Genomic DNA, 22,022 nt, shown 5'->3' on the forward strand with positions numbered 1-22,022 from the left:
AGAAATAAAAAAGGCCGGATTAACCGGCCTTTTGCTGCTTATCTGTGCTTATTTTTCATTAAGACCGAGTTTCTTCTCCAGATAGTGGATGTTGGTGCCACCATGCTGGAAGTTCTCGTCAGTCATAATACGCATCTGCAGATCAACGTTGGTTTTGATGCCGTCGATGATCAGCTCCTGCAGGGCGTTCTTCATGCGGGCAATCGCCACGTCACGGGATTCGCCGTAGCAGATCAGCTTGCCGATCATTGAGTCATAGTACGGCGGTACGGTGTAACCGGCGTAGATATGAGACTCCCAGCGCACACCAAAACCACCCGGCGCGTGGAAACGCGTGATTTTACCCGGGCTTGGCAGGAAGGTGTTCGGGTCTTCGGCGTTGATACGGCATTCCACCGCATGGCCTTTGACAATCACTTCTTCCTGTTTGATGGACAGTGGCTGACCCGCAGCGATACGCAGCTGCTCTTTAATCAGGTCAACGCCGGTGATCATTTCGGTAACCGGGTGTTCAACCTGAATACGGGTGTTCATCTCGATGAAGTAGAACTCGCCGTTTTCGAACAGGAACTCGAAAGTACCTGCACCGCGATAGCCGATATCCACACAGGCTTTAGAGCAGCGCTCGCCGATGTAGCGACGCAGTTCCGGGGTGATGCCCGGTGCTGGTGCCTCTTCGACCACTTTCTGGTGACGACGCTGCATGGAGCAGTCGCGTTCTGCCAGATAGATAGCGTTACCCTGACCGTCTGCCAGCACCTGAATTTCGATGTGGCGTGGGTTTTCGAGGTATTTTTCCATATAAACCATGTCATTGCTGAAAGCTGCTTTTGCTTCCGCTTTGGTCATGGAGATGGACTGGGCCAGTTCAGCGTCGCTGCGCACAACGCGCATACCACGACCGCCGCCGCCGCCGGACGCTTTGATGATTACCGGGTAACCGATGCGTTTTGCATGGGCACGGTTAGCATCCATATCGTCGCCCAGTGGGCCGTCGGAGCCTGGTACGGTAGGAACGCCTGCTTTCTTCATGGCGGTGATCGCAGACACTTTGTCGCCCATCAGGCGGATGGTGTCAGCTTTCGGACCGATGAAGATAAAGCCGGAACGCTCTACCTGTTCAGCAAAGTTGGCGTTCTCAGAGAGGAAGCCGTAACCCGGGTGAATAGCCACCGCGCCGGTGATTTCAGCGGCGCTGATGATTGCCGGGATATTCAGATAGCTTTTTACGGACGGAGCCGGGCCAATACAGACCGTCTCATCCGCCAGTAATACGTGTTTCAGATCGCGGTCCGCGCTTGAGTGCACGGCGACGGTCTTGATGCCCAGTTCTTTACAGGCACGAAGGATTCGCAGGGCAATCTCGCCGCGGTTGGCGATAACAATTTTATCCAGCATGTTCGCCTCGTTACTCGATGACGACCAGCGGCTCGTCAAATTCAACCGGCTGACCACTTTCGACCAGAATCGCTTTCACAGTACCTGACTTGTCAGCTTCGATCTGGTTCATCATTTTCATGGCTTCAACGATGCACAGGGTATCGCCCGCGTTAACTTTCTGGCCCACTTCGATGAACGCTTTAGCGTCCGGGCTCGGGGTGCGGTAGAAAGTACCAACCATTGGGGAACGTACGATGTGGCCACTGATTTCTGCTGCTGCTGGCGCTTCCATTGCTGGAGTAGCCGCTGGCGCGACAGCGTTAGACAGAGCTGGCTGCTGCATCATTGGTGCAGCGTAAGCTTGTTGCATAACCGGGAAGCTTGCGTTTGGCGCTGCACGGCTGATGCGTACAGACTCTTCGCCTTCAGAAATTTCCAGTTCGGAGATGCCTGATTCTTCAACCAGCTCGATCAGTTTTTTAATCTTACGAATATCCATGAGTGGGTTCCGTACTCTTTGTTTAGTGTGATTGTGACAGGCGTTTTACCGCTGTCTGTAAAGCGAATGAATAACCGTCAGCCCCCAGTCCACAGATAACGCCAGCGGCGATATCCGACAGGTAGGAGTGGTGGCGGAACGGCTCCCGCGCATGCACGTTGCTGAGGTGGATCTCAATAAACGGGATGCTCACTGCCAGCAGCGCGTCGCGAATAGCAACACTGGTGTGCGTAAACGCGGCCGGATTGATCAGGATATAGTCCGTGGTGTCTTTAGCCTGATGAATTCGGTCGATGAGTGCGTACTCCGCGTTCGACTGAAAATGGTCAAGTTCCACATTAAGCGCCGCTGCTTCGCTATCCAAACGGTTAACAATCTGGGTTAACGTCAGCGTGCCGTACTTCTCGGGTTCACGGGTGCCGAGCATATTCAGGTTCGGCCCGTTCAAAACTAAGATGTGAAACTTGTCAGCCATTGTGCCGCTATCTCCTGCGAATCTACGGTAAAAAACAAAATATACCTTCGATGCGCGATTGTCACCCTCTCAGGCTACGAAAAACCCGTCGGGGAAACCAAAGTGGCACATTATAACGATTTCGTAGCATTTGGCAGCTAAATACTGGTCTTATCAGGGAAGATTATCAACAGCATTCGGATAAATGCCCGGGAAGGGTAAACAATCTGCGGGAATACGCACAGTTTCGTTCATTATCGCCACCACTGGCGAAACTTCTTATATCGCCACGCCAGAAGCCCTACAGCCAGCAGCGCATAGACGATCGGCTGCGGCGAGAGGATTTTCACTGACCAAAGGTAGTGGATGGGCGCGAGGATCGCGACAAGATAGACAAAATTATGCAGAAGTTGCCAGCGCCTTCCCAGTTTTCGCTGGGCATACTGCGTGGAGGTGAGGGTTAATGCCAGCAAAATCACCCAGCTAACAATCCCGAGTGTCAGGTAAGGACGGGTCACCAGTTCGCTCCCCAGCAGGGCCAGATTATTAATGCCCAGCTCCAGTAACGCATAGCTCGTGAGATGTAACGTCGCCCAGGCGAAGCACCACAGGCCTAACAGACGGCGGGTGCGGATCAGCAGCGGCTGTTTTGCGTAGCGCGCCAGGGGCGACACCAGCAGGGTCGCCAGTAAAAACTTCAGCGCGGTCCTGCCGGTAAAGTGCTGGATATCTTTGGCCGGGTCGGCGCTGAAGCCGCCGTGGCTGGCGGCCCAGAACAGCCATATAAAAGGAAGCAACCCTGCAAGATGCAGGGCCGCCTTCAGCCAGGTAATCTGTTTTGCCGTCAGACGCACTTAGAAAAACTCCTTTAAGTCGAGGCCGCGATAGAGTGATGCGACCTGATCGGCATAGCCGTTAAACAGCAGCGTGGGCTGGCGCTTCACGTCCAGCGCACCGCCTGAGCCGATAAAGCGCTCCGTGGCCTGCGACCAGCGCGGGTGATCGACGTGCGGGTTCACGTTGGCGTAAAAACCGTACTCGTTTGGTGCGGCCAGGTTCCAGGTAGTCGGCGGACGCTCGCGGGTCAGCTTGATGCTGACGATAGATTTAATCCCCTTGAAGCCATACTTCCAGGGTACGGTCAGGCGGATGGGCGCGCCGTTTTGCGGCGGGAGCGCTTTACCATACACGCCGACGGTGAGCAGCGTGAGGGGATGCATCGCCTCATCAATACGTAACCCTTCTACATACGGGTAATCGAGCCCGCCGCCGATAAACCGATCTTTCTGGCCGGGCATATCTTCCGGGGCGTAAAGGGTCTGGAAGGCGACATACTTCGCATCGCTGGTGGGCTCCACCAGGGCCAGCAGTTTATGCAGCGGAAAACCGATCCACGGTACAACCATCGACCAGGCCTCGACGCAGCGCATGCGGTAGATGCGCTCTTCCAGCGGGAAGCGCTTAGTGAGATCGTCGTAATCCAGGGTCAGCGGTTTTGCCACTTCGCCGTCGATTTTCAGCGTCCAGGGGTTGGTTTTCAGGCTTCCGGCATTGGCGGCAGGATCGGCTTTATCCAGGCCAAACTCATAGAAGTTGTTGTAGCCCGTCACTTTCTCTTCCGGGGTTTTCGCCAGCTGGCTTTGCCACTGCGCGGGCTGGGTAAAGGTGAGGGGCTTTCCTGGAGGCGCTTTCGGACGATCGTTGCCCTTAAACCAGTCCAGCAGATCCGCCTGGGCGAGAGGCGAGAGCGTCAGCGCACCGGCGCCTATCCCCAGCATCTTGAGGATCTGGCGGCGCTTGAGCATAAAAACGGATTCCGCGGTGATATCGGCTTCCGTCAGGGGTTTCACTTTCATGGCTTCCTCCGTCATGCATTTTTCTAAGCATGACGGAGGAGAAGGGTTAAAGCGAATATGTCACGAAAATTTGAAGATTAGGCGAGCTTCACCAGGGTACGGCCCTGGATCTGGTTGCTGATGATCTTCGCGGCATACTCTGGTGCCTGTTCAAGGCTAATCTGCGTGGCGCTTTGCGCGTAGAAGGAGGCAGGCAGATCGCGAACCAGTCGCTCCCAGGCCTGTGTCCGGCGCTCAGCAGGGGTCATCACGGAATCGACTCCCTGCAGGCGGACGTTGCGCAGAATAAACGGCATCACCGTGGTCGGCAGGGCAAAACCGCCCGCCAGACCGCATGCCGCCACGCAGCCGCCGTAGTTCATCTGCGCCAGCACTTTCGCCAGCACTTTGTCGCCCACGGTATCAACGGCCCCGGCCCAGATCTGTTTTTCCAGCGGACGGGTCTCGGCGAACTCATCCCGGCCCAGAATGCGGCTGGCACCAAGGCTTCGCAGATAGTCGTGGGTGCTTTCGCGGCCGGATACCGCCGCGACCTGGTAACCCAGCTTATGCAGCAGGGCAACCGCCGTGCTGCCGACGCCGCCGCTGGCGCCCGTCACCACCACTTCACCAGATTCAGGGCGTACGCCGGCCTCTTCCAGCGCCATCACGCACAGCATGGCGGTAAAACCGGCGGTGCCGATGATCATCGCTTTGCGGCCATCGAGCCCGTCTGGCATTGGCACCAGCCAGTCGCCATTGACGCGCGCCTGTGCCGCCAGCCCGCCCCAGTGATTCTCGCCCACGCCCCAGCCGGTCAGCAGCACCTGCTGGCCCACATGAAAACGCGGATCTTCGCTGGCGTGTACGCGTCCGGCAAAGTCGATACCTGGAACCATTGGGAAATTGCGGATGATTTTGCCAGTGCCCGTGATGGCGAGGGCGTCTTTGTAATTAAGGCTGGACCAGTCGATGTCAACGGTCACGGCACCTTCAGGCAGACGGCTCTCCTCAATAGATTGCACTGATGCAAGAGTTTTGCCTTCCTGCTGTTCTAAGATCAAAGCCTGCATACAAATTCCTTACCTGGGATGATGATTGGAAAAAATTTTTGAAGACTATACTCGCTCAATGACATGCGATGCCGATTTAACGCAATAAATTGCCAGATACACCTGATTTGGTAGTATGCCGATGCCGTATTGCAAGTTAGTACTCACTTGCTATCCTCACCAACTCACGGAGTAATCTCAAGGATGCGATTATCGACGAAGTTCTCCGCTTTTATCTCCCTGCTTACCGGGATGACCATTTTTGTCATCTTTATTGGCTGCTCGCTCAGTTTCTATAATGCGATCCAGGGGAAGCTGGCGAACCGCGTCCATTCCGTGGCGTCGGTGATTGATGCCCGCCTTGTCAGCACCCCCTTTCCAGAACTTACCCGCGAGCTGGATGAACTCATGGCCCCGGTGGATATCACGCGGGTGGAGATTAAGCAGGGCGATCACATCCTTCTAAGCCATACCGGGCAAACCTATTACCGACAGGCGGGTTCTGCTCCCCAGACGCTCGAGCTCACCGTCCCCTCCCTGAAAAATCCCGGTCTGACGATAAGCCTGGTCTATCAGGACCCAATGACCAGTTATTTTCGTTCCATGATGACCACCGCGCCGCTGACTCTGGCGGTATTCTTCGTGGTGGTGCTGATCTTCCTGGCGGTGCGCTGGCTACGGCGTCAGCTCTCAGGACAGGAGTTGCTGGAGTCGCGTTCAGCGCGGATCCTCAACGGGGAACGCGGCGCGCAGGTGCGCGGCTCGGTTTATGAATGGCCATCGCGCACCAGCAGCGCGCTGGACGTCCTGCTCTCCGAAATCCAGTTTGCCAGCGACCAGCGTAGCCGTATCGACACGCTGATCCGCTCCTATGCCGCCCAGGACAACAAAACCGGCCTTAATAATCGTCTGTTCTTTGATAACCAACTGGGCACCTTGCTGGAAGATCAGGAGAACGTGGGCACCCATGGGGTGGTGATGATTGTCCGTCTGCCGGACTTCGATCTGCTGAAAGATAACTGGGGGCGGGCGGTGGCAGAGGAGCACCTGTTTACGCTCATCAATATGCTCTCCACCTTTATTATGCGCTATCCCGGCGCACTGCTGGCACGCTATCACCGCAGTGATTACGCCGTGTTACTGCCGCACCGCACCCTGAAAGAGTCCGAAAGTATCGCCAGCCTGCTGTTGAAATCAGTGGATGCGCTGCCGCCGAGCAAAATGCTCGATCGCGAAGACATGGTGCATATTGGCATTTGCGCCTGGCGCGGGGGCCAGTCCACCGAGCAGGTGATGGAGCATGCCGAAGCCGCCACCCGCAATGCGGTGTTGCAGGGGGCGAACGGCTGGGCGGTTTATGATGACTCCCTGCCTGAAAAAGGGCGCGGCAACGTGCGCTGGCGAACCTTAATTGAGCAGATGCTTACCCGCGGCGGGCCGCGGATTTATCAAAAACCGGCGGTGCTGACCAGCGGCCAGGTTCATCACCGGGAGCTGCTGTGCCGGATCTTCGACGGCAACGAAGAGGTGGTGTCGGCGGAGTATCTCCCGATGGTGCTGCAGTTTGGCCTGTCCGAAGAGTACGATCGCCAGCAAATATCGCGATTGATGCCATTCTTATCCTTCTGGCCCGAAGAGCACCTGGCATTGCAGGTCACGGTTGAGTCCCTGATCCGCCCGCGATTCCAGCGCTGGCTGCGGGATGTGTTGATGCAATGTGAAAAATCGCAGCGCAAGCGGATTATTTTTGAACTTGCAGAGGCGGATGTTTGTCAACACATCAGTCGGTTACAGCCGGTCGTTCGGTTGATAAATGCGTTGGGCGCGCGCGTGGCGGTTACGCAGGCGGGTTTAACGCTGGTCAGCACCAGCTGGATCAAGGCGCTGGAGGTGGAGTTACTGAAGCTGCATCCGGGGCTGGTAAGGAATATCGAAAAGCGCACGGAAAACCAGCTGCTGGTGCAGAGCCTGGTGGAAGCGTGCAAAGGAACGCAAACACGTGTATTTGCTACAGGTGTGCGGTCGCGAACGGAATGGCAGACGTTGACGGAGCGCGGCGTGACAGGGGGCCAGGGGGATTTTTTTGCGGCCTCTCAGCCTCTTGACAGCAATGTGAAAAAATATTCGCAAAGATACTCTGTTTAACCTGCCGTTTGGTAAGTTTTCACGTAGAATATCGCGCCTGTAGCGTGATGTATGACGAGCAAAATGACAGTGAACGACCTTTAACGGGTTACAAATGAACGTGAGGAAGGCTGTTTTTTCTCAGCCCTGAGGGAGTCAGGCGACGATTTGTAACAAAGGAAACGTGCTGCACAAATTTTCACCGTAGCAGGCGATTTTTGCGCCTTGTCGCTGCTGCGTGTGGTTGGTAAAGTAAGCGGATTTTGTTTTCCGCCCCAGCTTTCAGGATTATCCCTTAGTATGTTGAAAAAATTTCGTGGCATGTTTTCCAATGACCTGTCCATTGACCTGGGTACCGCGAATACCCTCATTTATGTAAAAGGACAAGGCATCGTACTGAATGAGCCTTCAGTTGTGGCCATTCGTCAGGATCGTGCTGGTTCACCGAAAAGCGTAGCGGCTGTAGGCCATGACGCTAAGCAGATGCTTGGCCGTACGCCGGGTAATATCGCTGCCATTCGTCCGATGAAAGACGGCGTTATCGCTGACTTCTTCGTGACTGAGAAAATGCTTCAGCACTTTATCAAGCAAGTGCACAGCAACAGCTTTATGCGTCCGAGCCCACGTGTTCTGGTGTGTGTGCCGGTTGGCGCTACCCAGGTTGAACGTCGTGCTATTCGTGAATCCGCTCAGGGCGCTGGTGCGCGTGAAGTCTTCCTGATCGAAGAGCCAATGGCTGCAGCAATCGGTGCCGGTCTGCCGGTCTCCGAAGCAACCGGTTCCATGGTCGTCGATATCGGTGGCGGTACCACTGAAGTGGCCGTTATCTCCCTGAACGGTGTGGTTTACTCCTCTTCCGTACGTATCGGCGGCGACCGCTTCGACGAAGCGATCATCAATTACGTTCGCCGTAACTACGGCTCTCTGATCGGTGAAGCCACCGCAGAGCGTATCAAGCACGAGATCGGTTCTGCTTACCCGGGTGACGAAGTTCGCGAGATCGAAGTTCGCGGCCGTAACCTGGCAGAAGGCGTTCCGCGTGGCTTTACCCTGAATTCCAACGAAATCCTCGAAGCGCTGCAGGAGCCGTTAACCGGTATCGTCAGCGCCGTCATGGTTGCCCTCGAGCAGTGCCCGCCGGAACTGGCTTCCGATATCTCCGAGCGCGGTATGGTTCTGACCGGTGGTGGTGCGCTGCTGCGTAACCTCGACCGCCTGTTGATGGAAGAGACAGGTATTCCTGTCGTAGTTGCTGAAGATCCACTGACTTGCGTAGCCCGTGGCGGCGGCAAGGCGCTGGAAATGATCGACATGCACGGCGGCGACTTGTTCAGCGAAGAGTAGTCAGGTGTGAAAGGGTAGCGGATGGCTACCCTTTCTCTCTGACGCGAGAGTACGCATAGCCTATGAAGCCAATTTTTAGCCGTGGCCCGTCGCTACAGTTTCGCCTCATCCTTGGGGTGCTGGTAGCGCTTGGTGTCATTATTGCCGATAGCCGCCTCGGTACGTTCAGCCAGATCAGAACGTACATGGATACCGCCGTCAGTCCTTTCTACTTTGTATCAAATGGTCCCCGTGAATTACTCGACAGCGTCTCGCAAACTCTGTCCTCACGCGATCAACTCGAACTTGAAAACCGCGCGTTACGCCAGGAACTGCTGCTGAAAAACAGCGAACTGCTGATGCTGGGCCAGTACAAGCAGGAGAACGCCCGTCTGCGCGAACTCTTAGGCTCCCCGCTGCGTCAGGATGAGCAGAAGATGGTGACCCAGGTGATCTCCACCGTTAACGATCCCTACAGCGATCAGGTGGTCATCGACAAGGGCAGCGTCAATGGCGTATACGAAGGCCAGCCTGTTATCAGCGATAAAGGCGTCGTCGGCCAGGTGGTGGCCGTTGCCAAGCTCACCAGCCGCGTATTGCTGATTTGCGATGCGACCCATGCGCTGCCGATTCAGGTTCTGCGTAACGACATCCGCGTGATCGCCGCCGGTAACGGCTGTACGGACGATCTGCAGCTGGAACATCTGCCGGCGAATACCGATATTCGCGTGGGCGATGTGCTGGTAACGTCCGGTCTGGGCGGTCGTTTCCCGGAAGGGTATCCGGTTGGGGTGGTCTCCTCCGTGAAGCTGGACACCCAGCGCGCCTACACCGTGATTCAGGCACGTCCAACGGCGGGTCTGCAGCGCCTGCGCTATCTGCTGCTGTTGTGGGGTGCCGATCGTAACGGCAGCAACCCAATGACGCCGGAAGATGTGCATCGCGTGGCGAATGAACGCCTGATGCAGATGATGCCGCAGGTTCTGCCTGCGCCAAACTCGATGGGGCCGCCAGCGCCAGTTCCAGCGCCGGCAACAGGGCTGACCCAGCCACCGCCTGATGCGCCGCCGCCACCGCAACTCTCCCCGGGAGGGCAATAGTGGCAAGCTACCGTAGCCAGGGACGCTGGGTTATCTGGCTCTCGTTTTTGATCGCGCTGTTGCTGCAAGTCATGCCCTGGCCGGATGACATTCTCGTTTTCCGGCCAAACTGGGTGCTGCTGATTTTGCTCTACTGGATCCTCGCCCTGCCGCACCGCGTAAATGTGGGCACAGGTTTTGTGATGGGTGCCATACTGGATCTGATCAGTGGCTCGACGCTTGGCGTACGCGCGCTGTCCATGAGTATCATCGCATACCTGGTCGCACTGAAATTCCAGCTCTTTCGTAATCTGGCGCTCTGGCAACAGGCGCTGGTGGTGATGTTGTTATCTATGGCCGCGGATATCATTGTTTTCTGGGCAGAGTTTTTAGTGATCAACGTCTCTTTCCGTCCGGAAGTGTTCTGGAGTAGTGTAGTAAACGGTGTGCTCTGGCCATGGTTATTCCTGCTGATGCGTAAGGTCCGCCAGCAATTTGCCGTGCAATAAAAGGTTTCTATGACGTCTTTGTATCTCGCTTCCGGCTCCCCACGCCGTCAGGAACTCCTGACACAGTTAGGGGTATCTTTTGAACGCATCGTTACCGGCATTGAAGAGAAACGTGCCGAGGGCGAAAGTGCTCAGCAGTATGTTTCCCGCCTGGCGCGGGAGAAGGCCCTGGCAGGCGTGGCGCAGGTGCCGCGTGATTTACCGGTGCTGGGCGCAGATACCATCGTGATCCTTAACGGTGAAGTCCTCGAGAAACCGCACGACAGCGAGCATGCGTTCAGGATGCTGCGCAAATTGTCCGGGCAAACGCATCAGGTGATGACCGCCGTCGCGCTGGCAGACAGTCAGCATGTGCTCGACTGCCTGGTTGTCACTGAGGTCACGTTCAGAGTACTCACTGATGAGGATATCGCCGGTTATATCGCCAGCGGTGAACCTATGGATAAAGCAGGTGCATACGGTATTCAAGGGTTGGGTGGCTGTTTTGTCAGGAAGATCAATGGCAGCTATCACGCCGTAGTCGGCTTACCGCTGGTGGAAACGTATGAGTTGCTGAGCAATTTTAACTCACTGCGTGAGGGAAGGGATAATTATGACGGCTGAATTGTTGGTAAACGTAACGCCCTCGGAAACCCGTGTGGCCTACATTGATGGCGGCATTCTTCAGGAAATCCATATTGAGCGTGAAGCGCGACGCGGAATAGTAGGCAATATCTACAAAGGTCGTGTCAGTCGTGTACTACCGGGTATGCAGGCGGCATTTGTAGATATTGGACTCGATAAAGCGGCCTTCCTGCACGCCTCGGATATCATGCCGCACACCGAGTGCGTGGCAGGAGAAGAGCAAAAGCAGTTCACCGTTCGTGATATCTCCGAGCTGGTGCGTCAGGGCCAGGATCTGATGGTGCAGGTGGTGAAAGATCCGCTGGGTACCAAAGGCGCGCGTCTGACCACCGACATCACCTTACCCTCCCGTTATCTGGTCTTTATGCCTGGCGCCTCTCACGTGGGCGTGTCTCAGCGTATCGAGAGCGAAAGCGAGCGCGAGCGGCTGAAAAAGGTGGTGGGCGCTTACTGCGACGAGCAGGGCGGCTTTATTATTCGCACCGCCGCAGAGGGGATCAGCGAAGAAGATCTGGCCTCGGATGCCGCCTACCTGAAACGCGTCTGGACCAAAGTGATGGAGCGTAAAAAACGCAACCAGACGCGCTATCAGCTGTACGGCGAGCTGGCGCTGGCCCAGCGTGTGCTGCGCGACTTCGCCGATGCCCAACTGGACCGTATCCGCGTCGACTCCCGTCTGACCTATGACGCGTTGCTCGAGTTTACCGCCGAGTACATTCCTGAAATGCCGGGCCTGCTGGAGCACTACACCGGACGCCAGCCGATTTTCGATCTGTATGACGTCGAGAACGAAATCCAGCGCGCGCTGGAGCGTAAGGTCGAACTCAAATCCGGCGGCTATCTGATTATCGACCAGACCGAAGCGATGACCACCGTGGATATCAATACCGGGGCGTTTGTCGGGCATCGCAATCTGGACGACACCATTTTTAACACCAATATTGAAGCGACGCAGGCCATTGCGCGTCAGCTTCGTCTGCGCAATCTGGGTGGCATCATCATCATCGACTTTATCGATATGAGTAACGAAGACCACCGCCGCCGCGTGCTGCATTCCCTGGAGCAGGCGCTGAGTAAAGATCGCGTCAAAACCAGCATCAACGGCTTCTCCCAGCTTGGGCTGGTGGAAATGACCCGCAAGCGCACCCGCGAAAGCGTGGAGCATGTACTGTGCAACGAATGCCCGACCTGCCATGGCCGCGGCACGGTGAAGACGGTTGAAACGGTCTGCTATGAGATCATGCGTGAGATCGTCCGCGTTCATCACGCCTACGACTCCGACCGTTTCCTGGTCTATGCTTCTCCTTCGGTGGCGGAAGCCCTGAAAGGGGAAGAGTCACACGCCCTTGCGGAAGTGGAAATCTTTGTCGGCAAACAGGTGAAAGTGCAAATCGAACCGCTCTATAACCCGGAGCAGTTTGACGTGGTGATGATGTAACACGCAGCGTGCTGCGAGAAAACGGCTGACAAGGAGAGAGGCGTGAGGCGACTGCCGGGGATTTTACTGCTTACAGGGGCAACGCTGATAGTGATTGTCGCGTTGCTCGTAAGCGGGCTGCGTCTCGCATTGCCGCATCTGGACAACTGGCGCCCGCAGCTGCTGGCGAAGATAGAGTCCGCAACCGGCTTACCCATTACGGCAGGCCAGCTTGACGCGAGCTGGCAGAATTTTGGCCCGACGCTGGAAGTGCGCGACATTGACGCGCAGCTGAAAGACGGCGGCCACCTTAAAATCAGTCGTTTGACCCTGGCGCTGGACGTGTGGCAAAGCCTGCTGCACCTGCGCTGGCAGTTTCGCGATCTCACCTTCTATCAGCTGCAGTTTCTGACCAATTCCCCGTTGCGCAGCAACGAACAGGGTGAGGGCTTCGAAGCAAGCCGTGTCAGCGATCTTTTTCTGCGCCAGTTCGATCATTTCGATCTACGTGACAGCAAAATTAGCTTTATTACCCTCTCAGGGCAGCGCGCCGAGCTGGCGATCCCCCAGTTAACCTGGCTTAACGGCAAAGAGCGCCATCGTGCTGAAGGACAGGTCAGCCTCTCCAGCCTGAACGGTCAGCACGGCGTGATGCAGGTGCGCATGGATCTGCGTGACGATAATGGTCTGCTGAATAACGGCAAAGTGTGGATGCAGGCCGATGACGTGGACGTCAAACCCTGGCTGGGAGACTGGCTGCAGCAGAATATGCAGCTCGAAACCGCGCGCTTTAGTATTGAAGGCTGGATGACACTCACTAACGGTCAGATCGCCAGCGGGGATCTCTGGCTGAAGCAGGGCGGCGCCACCTGGCCGGGCAAAACGCGTCAGCATGAGCTCTCTGTTGATAACCTCACCGCCCACGTAACCCGCGAGAAAGAGGGCTGGCAGTTCGCCATTCCGGATACCCGTATTACCCTGGACGATAAGGCATGGCCGCGCGGAGCGCTGTCGCTGGCCTGGATCCCTGAGCAGGACGTGGGCGGGACCAACAGCAAACGCAGCGATGAGCTGCGCATTCGCGCCAGCAATCTGGAGCTATCCGGCCTCGACGGGCTGCGGACCATTGCGGCGAAACTCTCTCCGGCGCTGGGCGACGTCTGGCAGGCCACCCAGCCGGTGGGGGCAATCAATGCTCTGGCGCTGGATATTCCGCTGCAGGCCACGGAAAAGACCCGCTTCAACATCGCCTGGACCGATCTCGCCTGGAAGCAGTGGGAGATGCTGCCGGGTGCCGAGCACTTCAGCGGCACGCTGGAAGGCAGCATGGAAGATGGCCGTCTGGTGGCCCACATTAACGATGCAAAAATGCCGTATGAAACCGTCTTCCGCGCGCCGCTGGAGATCGAAAAAGGCACGGCGACCCTTCACTGGCTTAAAAACGAGAAAGGCTTCCAGCTCGACGGGCGCGACATCGACGTGAAGGCCAAAGCGGTGCACGCCCGGGGGGATTTCCGCTATCTGCAGCCGGCGGGCGATGAACCCTGGCTGGGGATCCTGGCGGGCATCAGCACCGACGACGGTTCTCAGGCCTGGCGCTATTTTCCTGAAAACCTGATGGGCAAAGCGCTGGTGGATTACCTGAGCGGCGCCATTCAGGGCGGGCAGGCGGACAGCGCGACCCTGGCCTATGGCGGCAATCCCCATCTGTTCCCCTATAAGCACAACGAAGGTCAGTTCCAGGTGCTGGTGCCGTTACGCAACGCCACCTATGCCTTCCAGCCCGACTGGCCGGCGCTGAAAAACCTTGATATTGAGCTCAACTTCATCAACGACGGCTTGTGGATGAAAACCGACGGTGTGGCGCTGGGCGGCGTGAAGGCCAGCAATCTGACCGCGGTGATCCCCGACTATTCAAAAGAAAAACTGCTGATCGACGCCGATATTAACGGGCCCGGAAAAGCCGTCGGGCCGTACTTCGAAGAGACGCCGCTGGATGATTCGCTGGGCGCTACCCTCCAGCAGCTTCAGTTAGATGGCGATGTGAATGCTCGCTTACATCTGGATATCCCGTTTGACGGCACCATGACCACCGCCAAAGGTGACGTCAGGCTGAAAAACAACAGCCTGTTCATCAAGCCGCTGGACAGCACGCTGAAAAATCTGACCGGCCAGTTCAGCTTCGTGAATGGCGATCTGAAAAGCGGGCCGCTGACCGCAAACTGGTTCAGCCAGCCGGTGAATATCGATTTCTCCACCACCGAAGGTGAGAAAGCCTACCAGGTGGCGGTCAATATGGATGCCAGCTGGCAGCCTGCGCGAATGGATGTGCTGCCAAAAGTGGTCAGCCAGTCCCTTGAAGGTCGCGTGCCCTGGAACGGCAAGGTGGCGATCGATCTGCCTTACCGTGGCAGCGCGCATTACAGGGTGGATATCAGTAGCGACCTGAAGAGCGTCAGCAGCGATCTGCCTTCACCGCTGAACAAGAGCGCGGGCGAGCCGCTGCCGGTGAAGCTGAACGTCGACGGGGATCTCAACAGCTTTACCCTCACCGGCAATGCCGGTGGGGATAATCACTTTAACAGCCGCTGGCTGCTGAACCGCAAGCTGACGCTGGATAGGGCTATCTGGACCACCGACAGCCGCACCCTGCCGCCGCTGCCGGAGCAGGCGGGCGTGGAGCTGAATCTCCCGCCGCTGGACGGAGCAGAATGGCTGGCGCTTTTCCAGAGCGGAGTAGGAGAAAATGTGGATGATGCGGCGCAGTTCCCGCAGCACATCACGGTACGCACGCCAGCCCTGACGCTGGGTGGCCAGCAGTGGAACAACCTGAGCATTGTCTCGCAGCCCACCATCAACGGTTCAAAGGTCGAGGCCCAGGGGCGGGAGATCAACGCCAGCCTGCTGATGCGTGATACCGCGCCGTGGCAGGCAGATATCCGCTATCTCTATTACAACCCGGCCACCGTCACGGGCGGAAAGGGCAATAACGTTTCACCGTTAGCCAGCACTACGCGGATGAATTTTAGCGGCTGGCCTGACTTACAGCTGCGCTGTGCCGAGTGCTGGCTGTGGGGCCAGAAGTATGGCCGTATTAATGGCGATTTCACCATCAAGGGCGATACCCTGACCCTGGCGGGCGGGCTGATTGATACCGGCTTCGGACGCCTGACCGCTAACGGCGAGTGGGTGAACGGCGCCCGCGAGCAGCGCACCTCCCTGAAGGGGCAAATCAAGGGTAACAAGCTGGATGCCGCCGCAAACTATTTTGGCATCGCCACTCCGGTTCGCGGCTCATCGTTTGACGTCGATTACGATCTGCACTGGCGCGACATGCCCTGGAAGCCTGACGAAGCATCGCTGAACGGCATTCTGAAAGCGCGGCTGGGTAAAGGTGAAATTGCCGATCTCAGCACCGGCCATGCCGGGCAGCTGCTGCGTTTACTCAGTTTCGACGCCCTGCTGCGCAAGCTGCGCTTTGACTTCAGCGATACCTTTAATGAAGGCTTCTACTTCGACTCTATTCGCAGCACCGCGTGGATCAAAGACGGGGTGCTGCACACCGACGACACGCTGGTTGACGGGCTGGAAGCGGATATCGCCATGAAAGGCTCCGTCAATCTGGTGCGGCGTGAACTGGATATGGAAGCCGTGGTGGCACCGGAAATTTCCGCGACCGTGGGCGTGGCGGCGGCCTTTGCCGTTAACCCGATTGTCGGCGCGGCGGTATTTGCCGCCAGTAAAGTGCTGGGGCCGCTGTGGAGCAAAGTCTCCATTCTGCGCTATCACATCACCGGGCCGGTGGATAAACCACAGATTAATGAAGTGCTGCGTCAGCCACGCAAAGATGCACAGCAATGATTTGACGCGGGCAATTAATTGCCTCACTCTCAATAGATAAGATCTTAGATACGTCCTGTGGACGGCAACGAACGAGTAGCAAAACGATGAGTCTGAACCTGGTAAGTGAACATCTGCTGGCAGCGAACGGCCTGAGCCATCAGGACCTGTTTTCCATTCTTGGTCAACTGACCGAACGCCGTCTCGACTACGGCGATCTCTACTTTCAGTCGAGCTATCACGAATCCTGGGTTTTAGAAGACAGCATCATTAAAGATGGCTCTTACAACATCGACCAGGGCGTCGGCGTGCGTGCCGTCAGCGGCGAGAAAACCGGTTTTGCCTATGCGGACCAGATCAGCCTGACTGCCCTGGAGCAAAGCGCCCAGGCGGCCCGCACCATCGTGCGCGATCACGGCGATGGCCGGGTGAAAACCCTGGGCGAAGTGCAGCACTCCGCGCTCTATACCAGCGTCGATCCGCTTCAAGGTATGAGCCGTGAAGAGAAGCTGGATATCCTGCGTCGGGTGGACAAAGTGGCCCGCGCGGAAGACAAGCGCGTGCAGGAAGTCTCTGCCAGCCTGAGCGGCGTGTACGAGCTGATCCTGGTGGCGGCGACGGACGGCACTCTGGCCGCCGACGTGCGTCCGCTGGTGCGTCTCTCCGTCAGCGTGCTGGTGGAAGAGGACGGCAAACGCGAGCGCGGCTCCAGCGGCGGCGGCGGACGTTTCGGTTACGAATGGTTCCTGAACCCGGTGGACGGTGATGTGCGTGCCGACGCCTGGGCGAAAGAGGCAGTGCGTATGGCGCTGGTGAACCTTTCTGCCGTCGCGGCACCTGCGGGTACGCTGCCGGTGGTGCTGGGCGCGGGCTGGCCTGGCGTGCTGCTGCACGAAGCGGTCGGCCACGGTCTGGAAGGTGACTTCAACCGTCGCGGAACCTCCGTATTCAGCGGTCAGGTTGGGGAGCTGGTTGCTTCTGAGCTCTGCACCGTGGTGGATGACGGGACGATGATCGATCGTCGTGGCTCGATCTCCATCGATGATGAAGGCACCCCGGGTCAGTACAACGTGCTAATCGAAAACGGCATCCTGAAAGGCTACATGCAGGACAAAATGAATGCGCGCCTGATGGGCGTTGCGCCAACCGGTAATGGCCGTCGCGAATCTTACGCGCACCTGCCGATGCCGCGTATGACCAACACCTACATGCTGGCGGGCAAATCCACGCCGCAGGAAATTATCGAATCCGTTGAGTACGGGATCTATGCGCCGAACTTCGGCGGTGGCCAGGTAGATATCACCTCCGGTAAATTTGTCTTCTCGACTTCAGAAGCCTATCTGATCGAGAAGGGCAAAGTGACCAAAGCGGTGAAAGGTGCCACCCTGATTGGCTCCGGTATCGAAGCGATGCAGCAGATCTCGATGGTCGGAAACGACCTGAAGCTGGACAACGGGGTCGGTGTCTGCGGTAAAGAGGGGCAGAGCCTGCCGGTGGGTGTCGGCCAGCCAACCCTGAAGGTGGATAACCTGACCGTCGGCGGTACCGCGTAAATTTATCACCCTAACCCTCTCCCTTAAAGGGAGAGGGGATTGTTAGGCGTTACTCCTTCCTTCCCCGCATCTCCTGAAACAGCGCTGCCACCTTCACAAAATAGTCCGTCAGATAGTTAATACAGACCTGCACCTTCAGCGGCAGTTTGTCCTTTTCGGTGTAGACCGCATACACCGGACGCGGATCCGACTGATAGCGCGGGAAGAGGATCTCCAGCTCACCGCTGTTGATCTCGTTGATCACCCACATCAACGGCACATAGGCGATCCCGGCCCCGGCCACCAGCCAGCGGGAGATGGTCATCGGATCGTTGGTCACAAAGCGCCCCTGCGGCAGCAGTTTGGTCGAGAGCCCTTCCGGCGCGACCAGTTCAAACTCGTTATCCGGGCGCACGCTGTACTCCAGCCAGGCGTGATTGCTGAGATCCGCCGGTTTCTCCGGGCTTCCCGCTCTGGCGAGGTACTTTTTCGCCGCGCACACCACCATCGGCATACTGCCCAGACGACGTGAAAAGAGGCTGGAGTCCTGCAGGGCACCTACGCGGATCACCACGTCCAGCCCGTCGGCAATCAGATCCGGGGCGGGAATGCCGGTGACCAGATTCACCGTCAGCCCCGGATACTCCTGCAACATATCGGCGGTCATTTCGGCCAGGACATTTTGTGCCATAGTTGAAGAGCAGCCGATGCGCAGCGTGCCGATGGGGGTGTTGTTGAAGGCGTAGAGTTGCTCATGCACCGACTGGGCTTCATACAACATTCGCCGACAGCCCTGGTAATAAATTTTGCCGGCTTCCGTCAGGCCGAGGCTGCGGGTGCTGCGGTTGAGCAGCTTCACCTGGAGGTCATCTTCCAGTTTGGCAACGGTCTGGCTGATCGACGATACGCTCATCTGTAGTTGCCTCGCCGCGGCGGTAAAGGAGCCCAGCTCAACGACTTTGGCAAAAACTGACATCCGTTTTAGACGTTCCATTATTCACTCTGAGTTAAAAGTGATTTAGATCACATATGATAGATAACAGCATAACAGTTACGTTAATATATTATTAATACATTATAGCTACGCCACTCTCGCCCGGCTTTTCTGGCCACTTCTGCGGTGCCGTACGCTGAATAATTCTTTCGCCTGCTCGCTCTAATCAAGGTCAACATGAGTCTGTTTCCCGTTATCGTGGTGTTCGGATTGTCGTTCCCACCGATATTCTTCGAACTACTTTTATCACTGGCAATTTTTTGGCTGGTGCGAAAGGTGCTGGCTCCAACCGGGATCTATGATTTCGTCTGGCACCCTGCATTGTTCAATTCCGCGCTCTATTGCTGCCTGTTCTATCTTGTATCGCGCATGTTTGTTTGAGGTAGATGTGAAAACACTAACAAGAAAAATCTCCCGTACCGCCATTACGCTGGCACTGGTCATCCTCGCGTTCATCGCTATTTTCCGCGCGTGGGTCTATTACACCGAGTCGCCGTGGACGCGTGACGCGCGCTTTAGCGCCGACATCGTGGCCATCGCCCCGGACGTGGCGGGGCTGATCACCGCCGTTAACGTGCATGACAACCAGCTGGTCAAAAAGATCAGGTGCTGTTCACCATCGACCAGCCACGTTACCAGAAAGCGCTGGAACAGGCCGAAGCGGACGTCTCCTACTACCAGGCGCTGGCGGCGGAAAAGCGTCGTGAAGCCGGACGCCGTAATAAGCTGGGGGTGCAGGCGATGTCCCGGGAGGAGATCGACCAGTCCAACAACGTGCTGCAAACCGTTCTGCATCAACAGGCGAAAGCCGAAGCGACCCGCGATCTGGCGAAGCTCGATCTCGAGCGTACCGTGATCCGCGCACCGTCCGACGGCTGGGTGACCAACCTTAACGTCTACACCGGCGAATTTATTACCCGCGGCTCCACCGCCGTGGCGCTGGTCAAACAGCACTCTTTCTATGTGCTTGCCTATATGGAAGAGACCAAGCTGGAAAACGTTCGTCCGGGTTACCGGGCGGAGATCACCCCCCTTGGCAGCAACCGGATGCTGAAAGGCACCGTCGACAGCGTGTCGGCAGGGGTGACCAACTCCAGCGCCACCCGCGACAGCAAGGGGATGGCGACGGTCGATTCCAATCTGGAGTGGGTACGTCTGGCCCAGCGCGTGCCGGTACGCATTCGTCTGGATGAACAGCAGGGTGACCTGTGGCCTGCGGGGACAACGGCAACGGTGGTGATCACCGGTGAGAAAGACCGGGATGCCAGCCACGACTCGCTGTTCCGCAAAATTGCCCACCGCCTGCGTGAGTTTGGTTAATCGCCATGGGTATCTTCTCCATCGCCAACCAGCACCTGCGCTTTGCGGTTAAGCTGGCCTTCGCCATCGTGCTGGCGCTGTTTGTCGGGTTCCACTTTCAGCTGGAAACGCCCCGCTGGGCGGTGCTGACGGCGGCGATTGTCGCCGCGGGCCCGGCGTTTGCGGCGGGGGGGGAACCTTACTCCGGCGCGATTCGCTATCGCGGGATGCTGCGTATCGTCGGCACCTTTATCGGCTGTATCGCCGCGCTGACTATCGTCATCCTGATGATCCGCACCCCGCTGCTGATGCTGATGGTGTGCTGTATCTGGGCCGGCTTTTGTACCTGGATCTCCTCCCTGGTGCGGGTAGAGAACTCCTACGCCTGGGGCCTTTCCGGCTATACGGCGCTGATCATTATTATCACCATCCAGACCAACCCTCTGCTGGCGCCGCAGTTTGCCGTGGAGCGCTGCAGCGAGATCGTCATGGGGATCGTCTGTGCGATCGTGGCGGATCTGCTGTTCTCCCCGCGCTCGATCAAACAGGAGGTGGATCGCGAACTGGACGCGCTGATCGTCGCCCAGTATCAGCTCATGCAGCTGTGCATTAAGCACGGCGACAGTGAAGAGGTGGATAACGCCTGGAGCGCGCTGGTGCGTCGTACCACCGCCCTGGAAGGGATGCGCAGCAACCTCAATATGGAGTCGTCCCGCTGGTCGCGGGCTAACCGCCGCCTGAAGGCGCTCAATACCGTCTCCTTAACGCTGATCACCCAGGCCTGCGAAACCTACCTGATCCAGAACACGCGCCCGGAGGCGATCACCGATACCTTCCGGGAGCAGTTTGCCGTCCCCGTCACCACCGTTCAGGACGTGCATAAACAGCTCAAACGTATGCGCCGGGTCATCGCCTGGACCGGCGAGCGCGACACCCCGGTGACCATCTATACCTGGGTCGGGGCGGCGACGCGCTACCTGCTGCTCAAACGTGGGGTGATCGGCAATACCAAAATCAGCGCCACCGAAGAGGAGGTGCTGCAGGGGGAAGTGGTGGTTAAGGCCGAGTCGGCAGAACGTCACCATGCGATGGTGAACTTCTGGCGGACTACGCTCGCCTGTATGCTCGGAACATTGTTCTGGCTGTGGACCGGCTGGACCTCCGGCAGCGGCGCGATGGTGATGATTGCGGTGGTGACTTCGCTGGCGATGCGTCTGCCAAATCCCCGGATGGTGGCGCTCGATTTCCTGTACGGCACTCTGGCAGCGCTGCCGCTTGGCGCCTTCTATTTCCTGGTGGTTCTTCCGTCGACCCAGCAAAGCATGCTGCTGCTCTGTATCAGTCTTGCCGTGATGGCCTTCTTTATTGGTATCGAGGTACAGAAGCGCCGCCTGGGTTCGCTGGGGGCGCTGGCCAGCACCATCAATATTCTGGTGCTGGATAACCCGATGACCTTCCATTTCAGCCAGTTTCTCGACAGCGCGCTGGGGCAGATTGTCGGCTGCTTCCTGGCGATGATGGTGATCCTGCTGGTGCGCGATAACTCGCAGGCCAGAACCGGACGCGTGCTGCTGAACCAGTTTGTATCTGCTGCCGTCTCGGCGATGACGACCAATACCGCCCGGCGCAAAGAGAACCACCTGCCTGCGCTCTACCAGCAGCTCTTTTTACTGCTGACCAAGTTCCCGGGGGATATCGCCAAATTCCGCCTGGCCCTGACGCTGATCATCGCTCACCAGCGTCTGCGCAATGCCCCGATCCCGGTGAATGACGATCTCTCGGCGTTCCACCGCCAGCTGCGACGTACTGCGGATCATGTGATATCCGCCTCCAGCGACGACAAGCGCCGACGCTACTTTACCCAGCTGTTGGGCGAACTGGAGATCTACCAGGAAAAACTGCGCATCTGGGAGGCGCCGCGACAGGTGACCGAACCGGTGCAGCGGCTGGTGGGCATGCTCCATCGCTACCAGAATGCCCTCACCGACAGCTGATCCTCCTGAAAACCGACGCCATAAGCGTCGGTTTTTTTATGGCTATACTTATTCGGGCAAGTACTTA

At 57.4% G+C, this 22,022-nt stretch carries 17 protein-coding genes and 1 pseudogene; 11 read left to right on the forward strand and 7 right to left on the reverse strand.

Going from position 1 to position 22,022, the window contains the following annotated elements; translation table 11 throughout:
• Nucleotides 1-48: 48 nt before the first annotated feature.
• From accC to K5I40_RS10890, 6 genes are all read right to left on the reverse strand, one after another.
• Nucleotides 49-1,398, reverse strand: a complete 1,350-nt coding sequence (gene accC / locus K5I40_RS10865; RefSeq protein WP_039030647.1) for an acetyl-CoA carboxylase biotin carboxylase subunit — start codon at nucleotides 1,396-1,398, stop codon at nucleotides 49-51.
• 10 nt (nucleotides 1,399-1,408) lie between these two features.
• A complete protein-coding gene (gene accB / locus K5I40_RS10870) occupies nucleotides 1,409-1,879 on the reverse strand; it encodes an acetyl-CoA carboxylase biotin carboxyl carrier protein (protein ID WP_039030646.1) in 471 nt (156 codons plus the stop codon).
• Between the two features lie 22 nt (nucleotides 1,880-1,901).
• Nucleotides 1,902-2,354: a type II 3-dehydroquinate dehydratase gene (aroQ, locus tag K5I40_RS10875; RefSeq protein WP_039030645.1), complete on the reverse strand. Its 453-nt coding sequence runs from the start codon at nucleotides 2,352-2,354 to the stop codon at nucleotides 1,902-1,904.
• A gap of 233 nt (nucleotides 2,355-2,587) precedes the next feature.
• Nucleotides 2,588-3,187, reverse strand: coding sequence for a protein-methionine-sulfoxide reductase heme-binding subunit MsrQ (gene msrQ / locus K5I40_RS10880; RefSeq protein WP_223074532.1), 600 nt, complete (start codon nucleotides 3,185-3,187; stop codon nucleotides 2,588-2,590).
• Nucleotides 3,188-4,189: a protein-methionine-sulfoxide reductase catalytic subunit MsrP gene (gene msrP, locus K5I40_RS10885; protein WP_138370327.1), complete on the reverse strand. Its 1,002-nt coding sequence runs from the start codon at nucleotides 4,187-4,189 to the stop codon at nucleotides 3,188-3,190.
• 77 nt (nucleotides 4,190-4,266) lie between these two features.
• Entirely contained in the window at nucleotides 4,267-5,241 is a 975-nt protein-coding gene (locus tag K5I40_RS10890; RefSeq protein ID WP_139563719.1) for an MDR family oxidoreductase, read from the reverse strand.
• 183 nt (nucleotides 5,242-5,424) lie between these two features.
• Between K5I40_RS10890 and csrD the strand changes: the two genes are divergently transcribed.
• From csrD to tldD, 8 genes are all read left to right on the forward strand, one after another.
• Nucleotides 5,425-7,365, forward strand: a complete 1,941-nt coding sequence (gene csrD / locus K5I40_RS10895; RefSeq protein WP_039030641.1) for an RNase E specificity factor CsrD — start codon at nucleotides 5,425-5,427, stop codon at nucleotides 7,363-7,365.
• A gap of 279 nt (nucleotides 7,366-7,644) precedes the next feature.
• Entirely contained in the window at nucleotides 7,645-8,688 is a 1,044-nt protein-coding gene (gene mreB / locus K5I40_RS10900) for a rod shape-determining protein MreB (protein ID WP_000913396.1), read from the forward strand.
• Nucleotides 8,689-8,750: 62 nt separating this feature from the next.
• Nucleotides 8,751-9,767, forward strand: a complete 1,017-nt coding sequence (mreC, locus tag K5I40_RS10905) for a rod shape-determining protein MreC (RefSeq protein WP_039030640.1) — start codon at nucleotides 8,751-8,753, stop codon at nucleotides 9,765-9,767.
• On the forward strand, nucleotides 9,767-10,255 hold the full coding sequence (gene mreD / locus K5I40_RS10910) for a rod shape-determining protein MreD (protein ID WP_032614566.1): 489 nt from the start codon (nucleotides 9,767-9,769) through the stop codon (nucleotides 10,253-10,255). Before mreC ends, mreD begins: the two co-directional genes overlap by 1 nt.
• A gap of 9 nt (nucleotides 10,256-10,264) precedes the next feature.
• On the forward strand, nucleotides 10,265-10,858 hold the full coding sequence (locus K5I40_RS10915) for a nucleoside triphosphate pyrophosphatase (protein WP_223074533.1): 594 nt from the start codon (nucleotides 10,265-10,267) through the stop codon (nucleotides 10,856-10,858).
• Entirely contained in the window at nucleotides 10,848-12,317 is a 1,470-nt protein-coding gene (gene rng / locus K5I40_RS10920) for a ribonuclease G (RefSeq protein WP_039030638.1), read from the forward strand. The genes K5I40_RS10915 and rng overlap by 11 nt, the downstream gene beginning before the upstream one ends.
• Before the next feature lie 42 nt (nucleotides 12,318-12,359).
• Complete coding sequence (yhdP, locus tag K5I40_RS10925; protein ID WP_223074534.1) at nucleotides 12,360-16,157, forward strand: AsmA2 domain-containing protein YhdP; 3,798 nt, start codon at nucleotides 12,360-12,362, stop codon at nucleotides 16,155-16,157.
• 86 nt (nucleotides 16,158-16,243) lie between these two features.
• Nucleotides 16,244-17,689 (forward strand): metalloprotease TldD, encoded by a 1,446-nt coding sequence (gene tldD, locus K5I40_RS10930; protein WP_223074535.1) that lies wholly within the window; start codon nucleotides 16,244-16,246, stop codon nucleotides 17,687-17,689.
• A gap of 49 nt (nucleotides 17,690-17,738) precedes the next feature.
• Here the strand turns inward: tldD and aaeR are convergent, their stop codons facing one another.
• Nucleotides 17,739-18,662, reverse strand: a complete 924-nt coding sequence (gene aaeR / locus K5I40_RS10935; RefSeq protein WP_039030635.1) for an HTH-type transcriptional activator AaeR — start codon at nucleotides 18,660-18,662, stop codon at nucleotides 17,739-17,741.
• Nucleotides 18,663-18,839: 177 nt separating this feature from the next.
• Between aaeR and aaeX the strand changes: the two genes are divergently transcribed.
• From aaeX to aaeB, 3 genes and pseudogenes are all read left to right on the forward strand, one after another.
• Nucleotides 18,840-19,043 carry a p-hydroxybenzoic acid efflux pump operon protein AaeX gene (gene aaeX / locus K5I40_RS10940; RefSeq protein WP_072036688.1) on the forward strand — a complete coding sequence of 68 codons (204 nt, stop codon included), beginning with the start codon at nucleotides 18,840-18,842 and terminating at the stop codon, nucleotides 19,041-19,043.
• Between the two features lie 7 nt (nucleotides 19,044-19,050).
• A pseudogene (aaeA, locus tag K5I40_RS10945) lies at nucleotides 19,051-19,982 on the forward strand (p-hydroxybenzoic acid efflux pump subunit AaeA).
• 5 nt (nucleotides 19,983-19,987) lie between these two features.
• Nucleotides 19,988-21,955 carry a p-hydroxybenzoic acid efflux pump subunit AaeB gene (aaeB, locus tag K5I40_RS10950; protein ID WP_139563714.1) on the forward strand — a complete coding sequence of 656 codons (1,968 nt, stop codon included), beginning with the start codon at nucleotides 19,988-19,990 and terminating at the stop codon, nucleotides 21,953-21,955.
• The last annotated feature ends 67 nt before the right edge of the window (nucleotides 21,956-22,022 follow it).

The sequence above is a fragment of the Leclercia sp. LTM14 genome (assembly GCF_023736175.1).
In the GTDB taxonomy this organism is placed as follows: Bacteria; Pseudomonadota; Gammaproteobacteria; order Enterobacterales; family Enterobacteriaceae; genus Enterobacter; species Enterobacter barmai.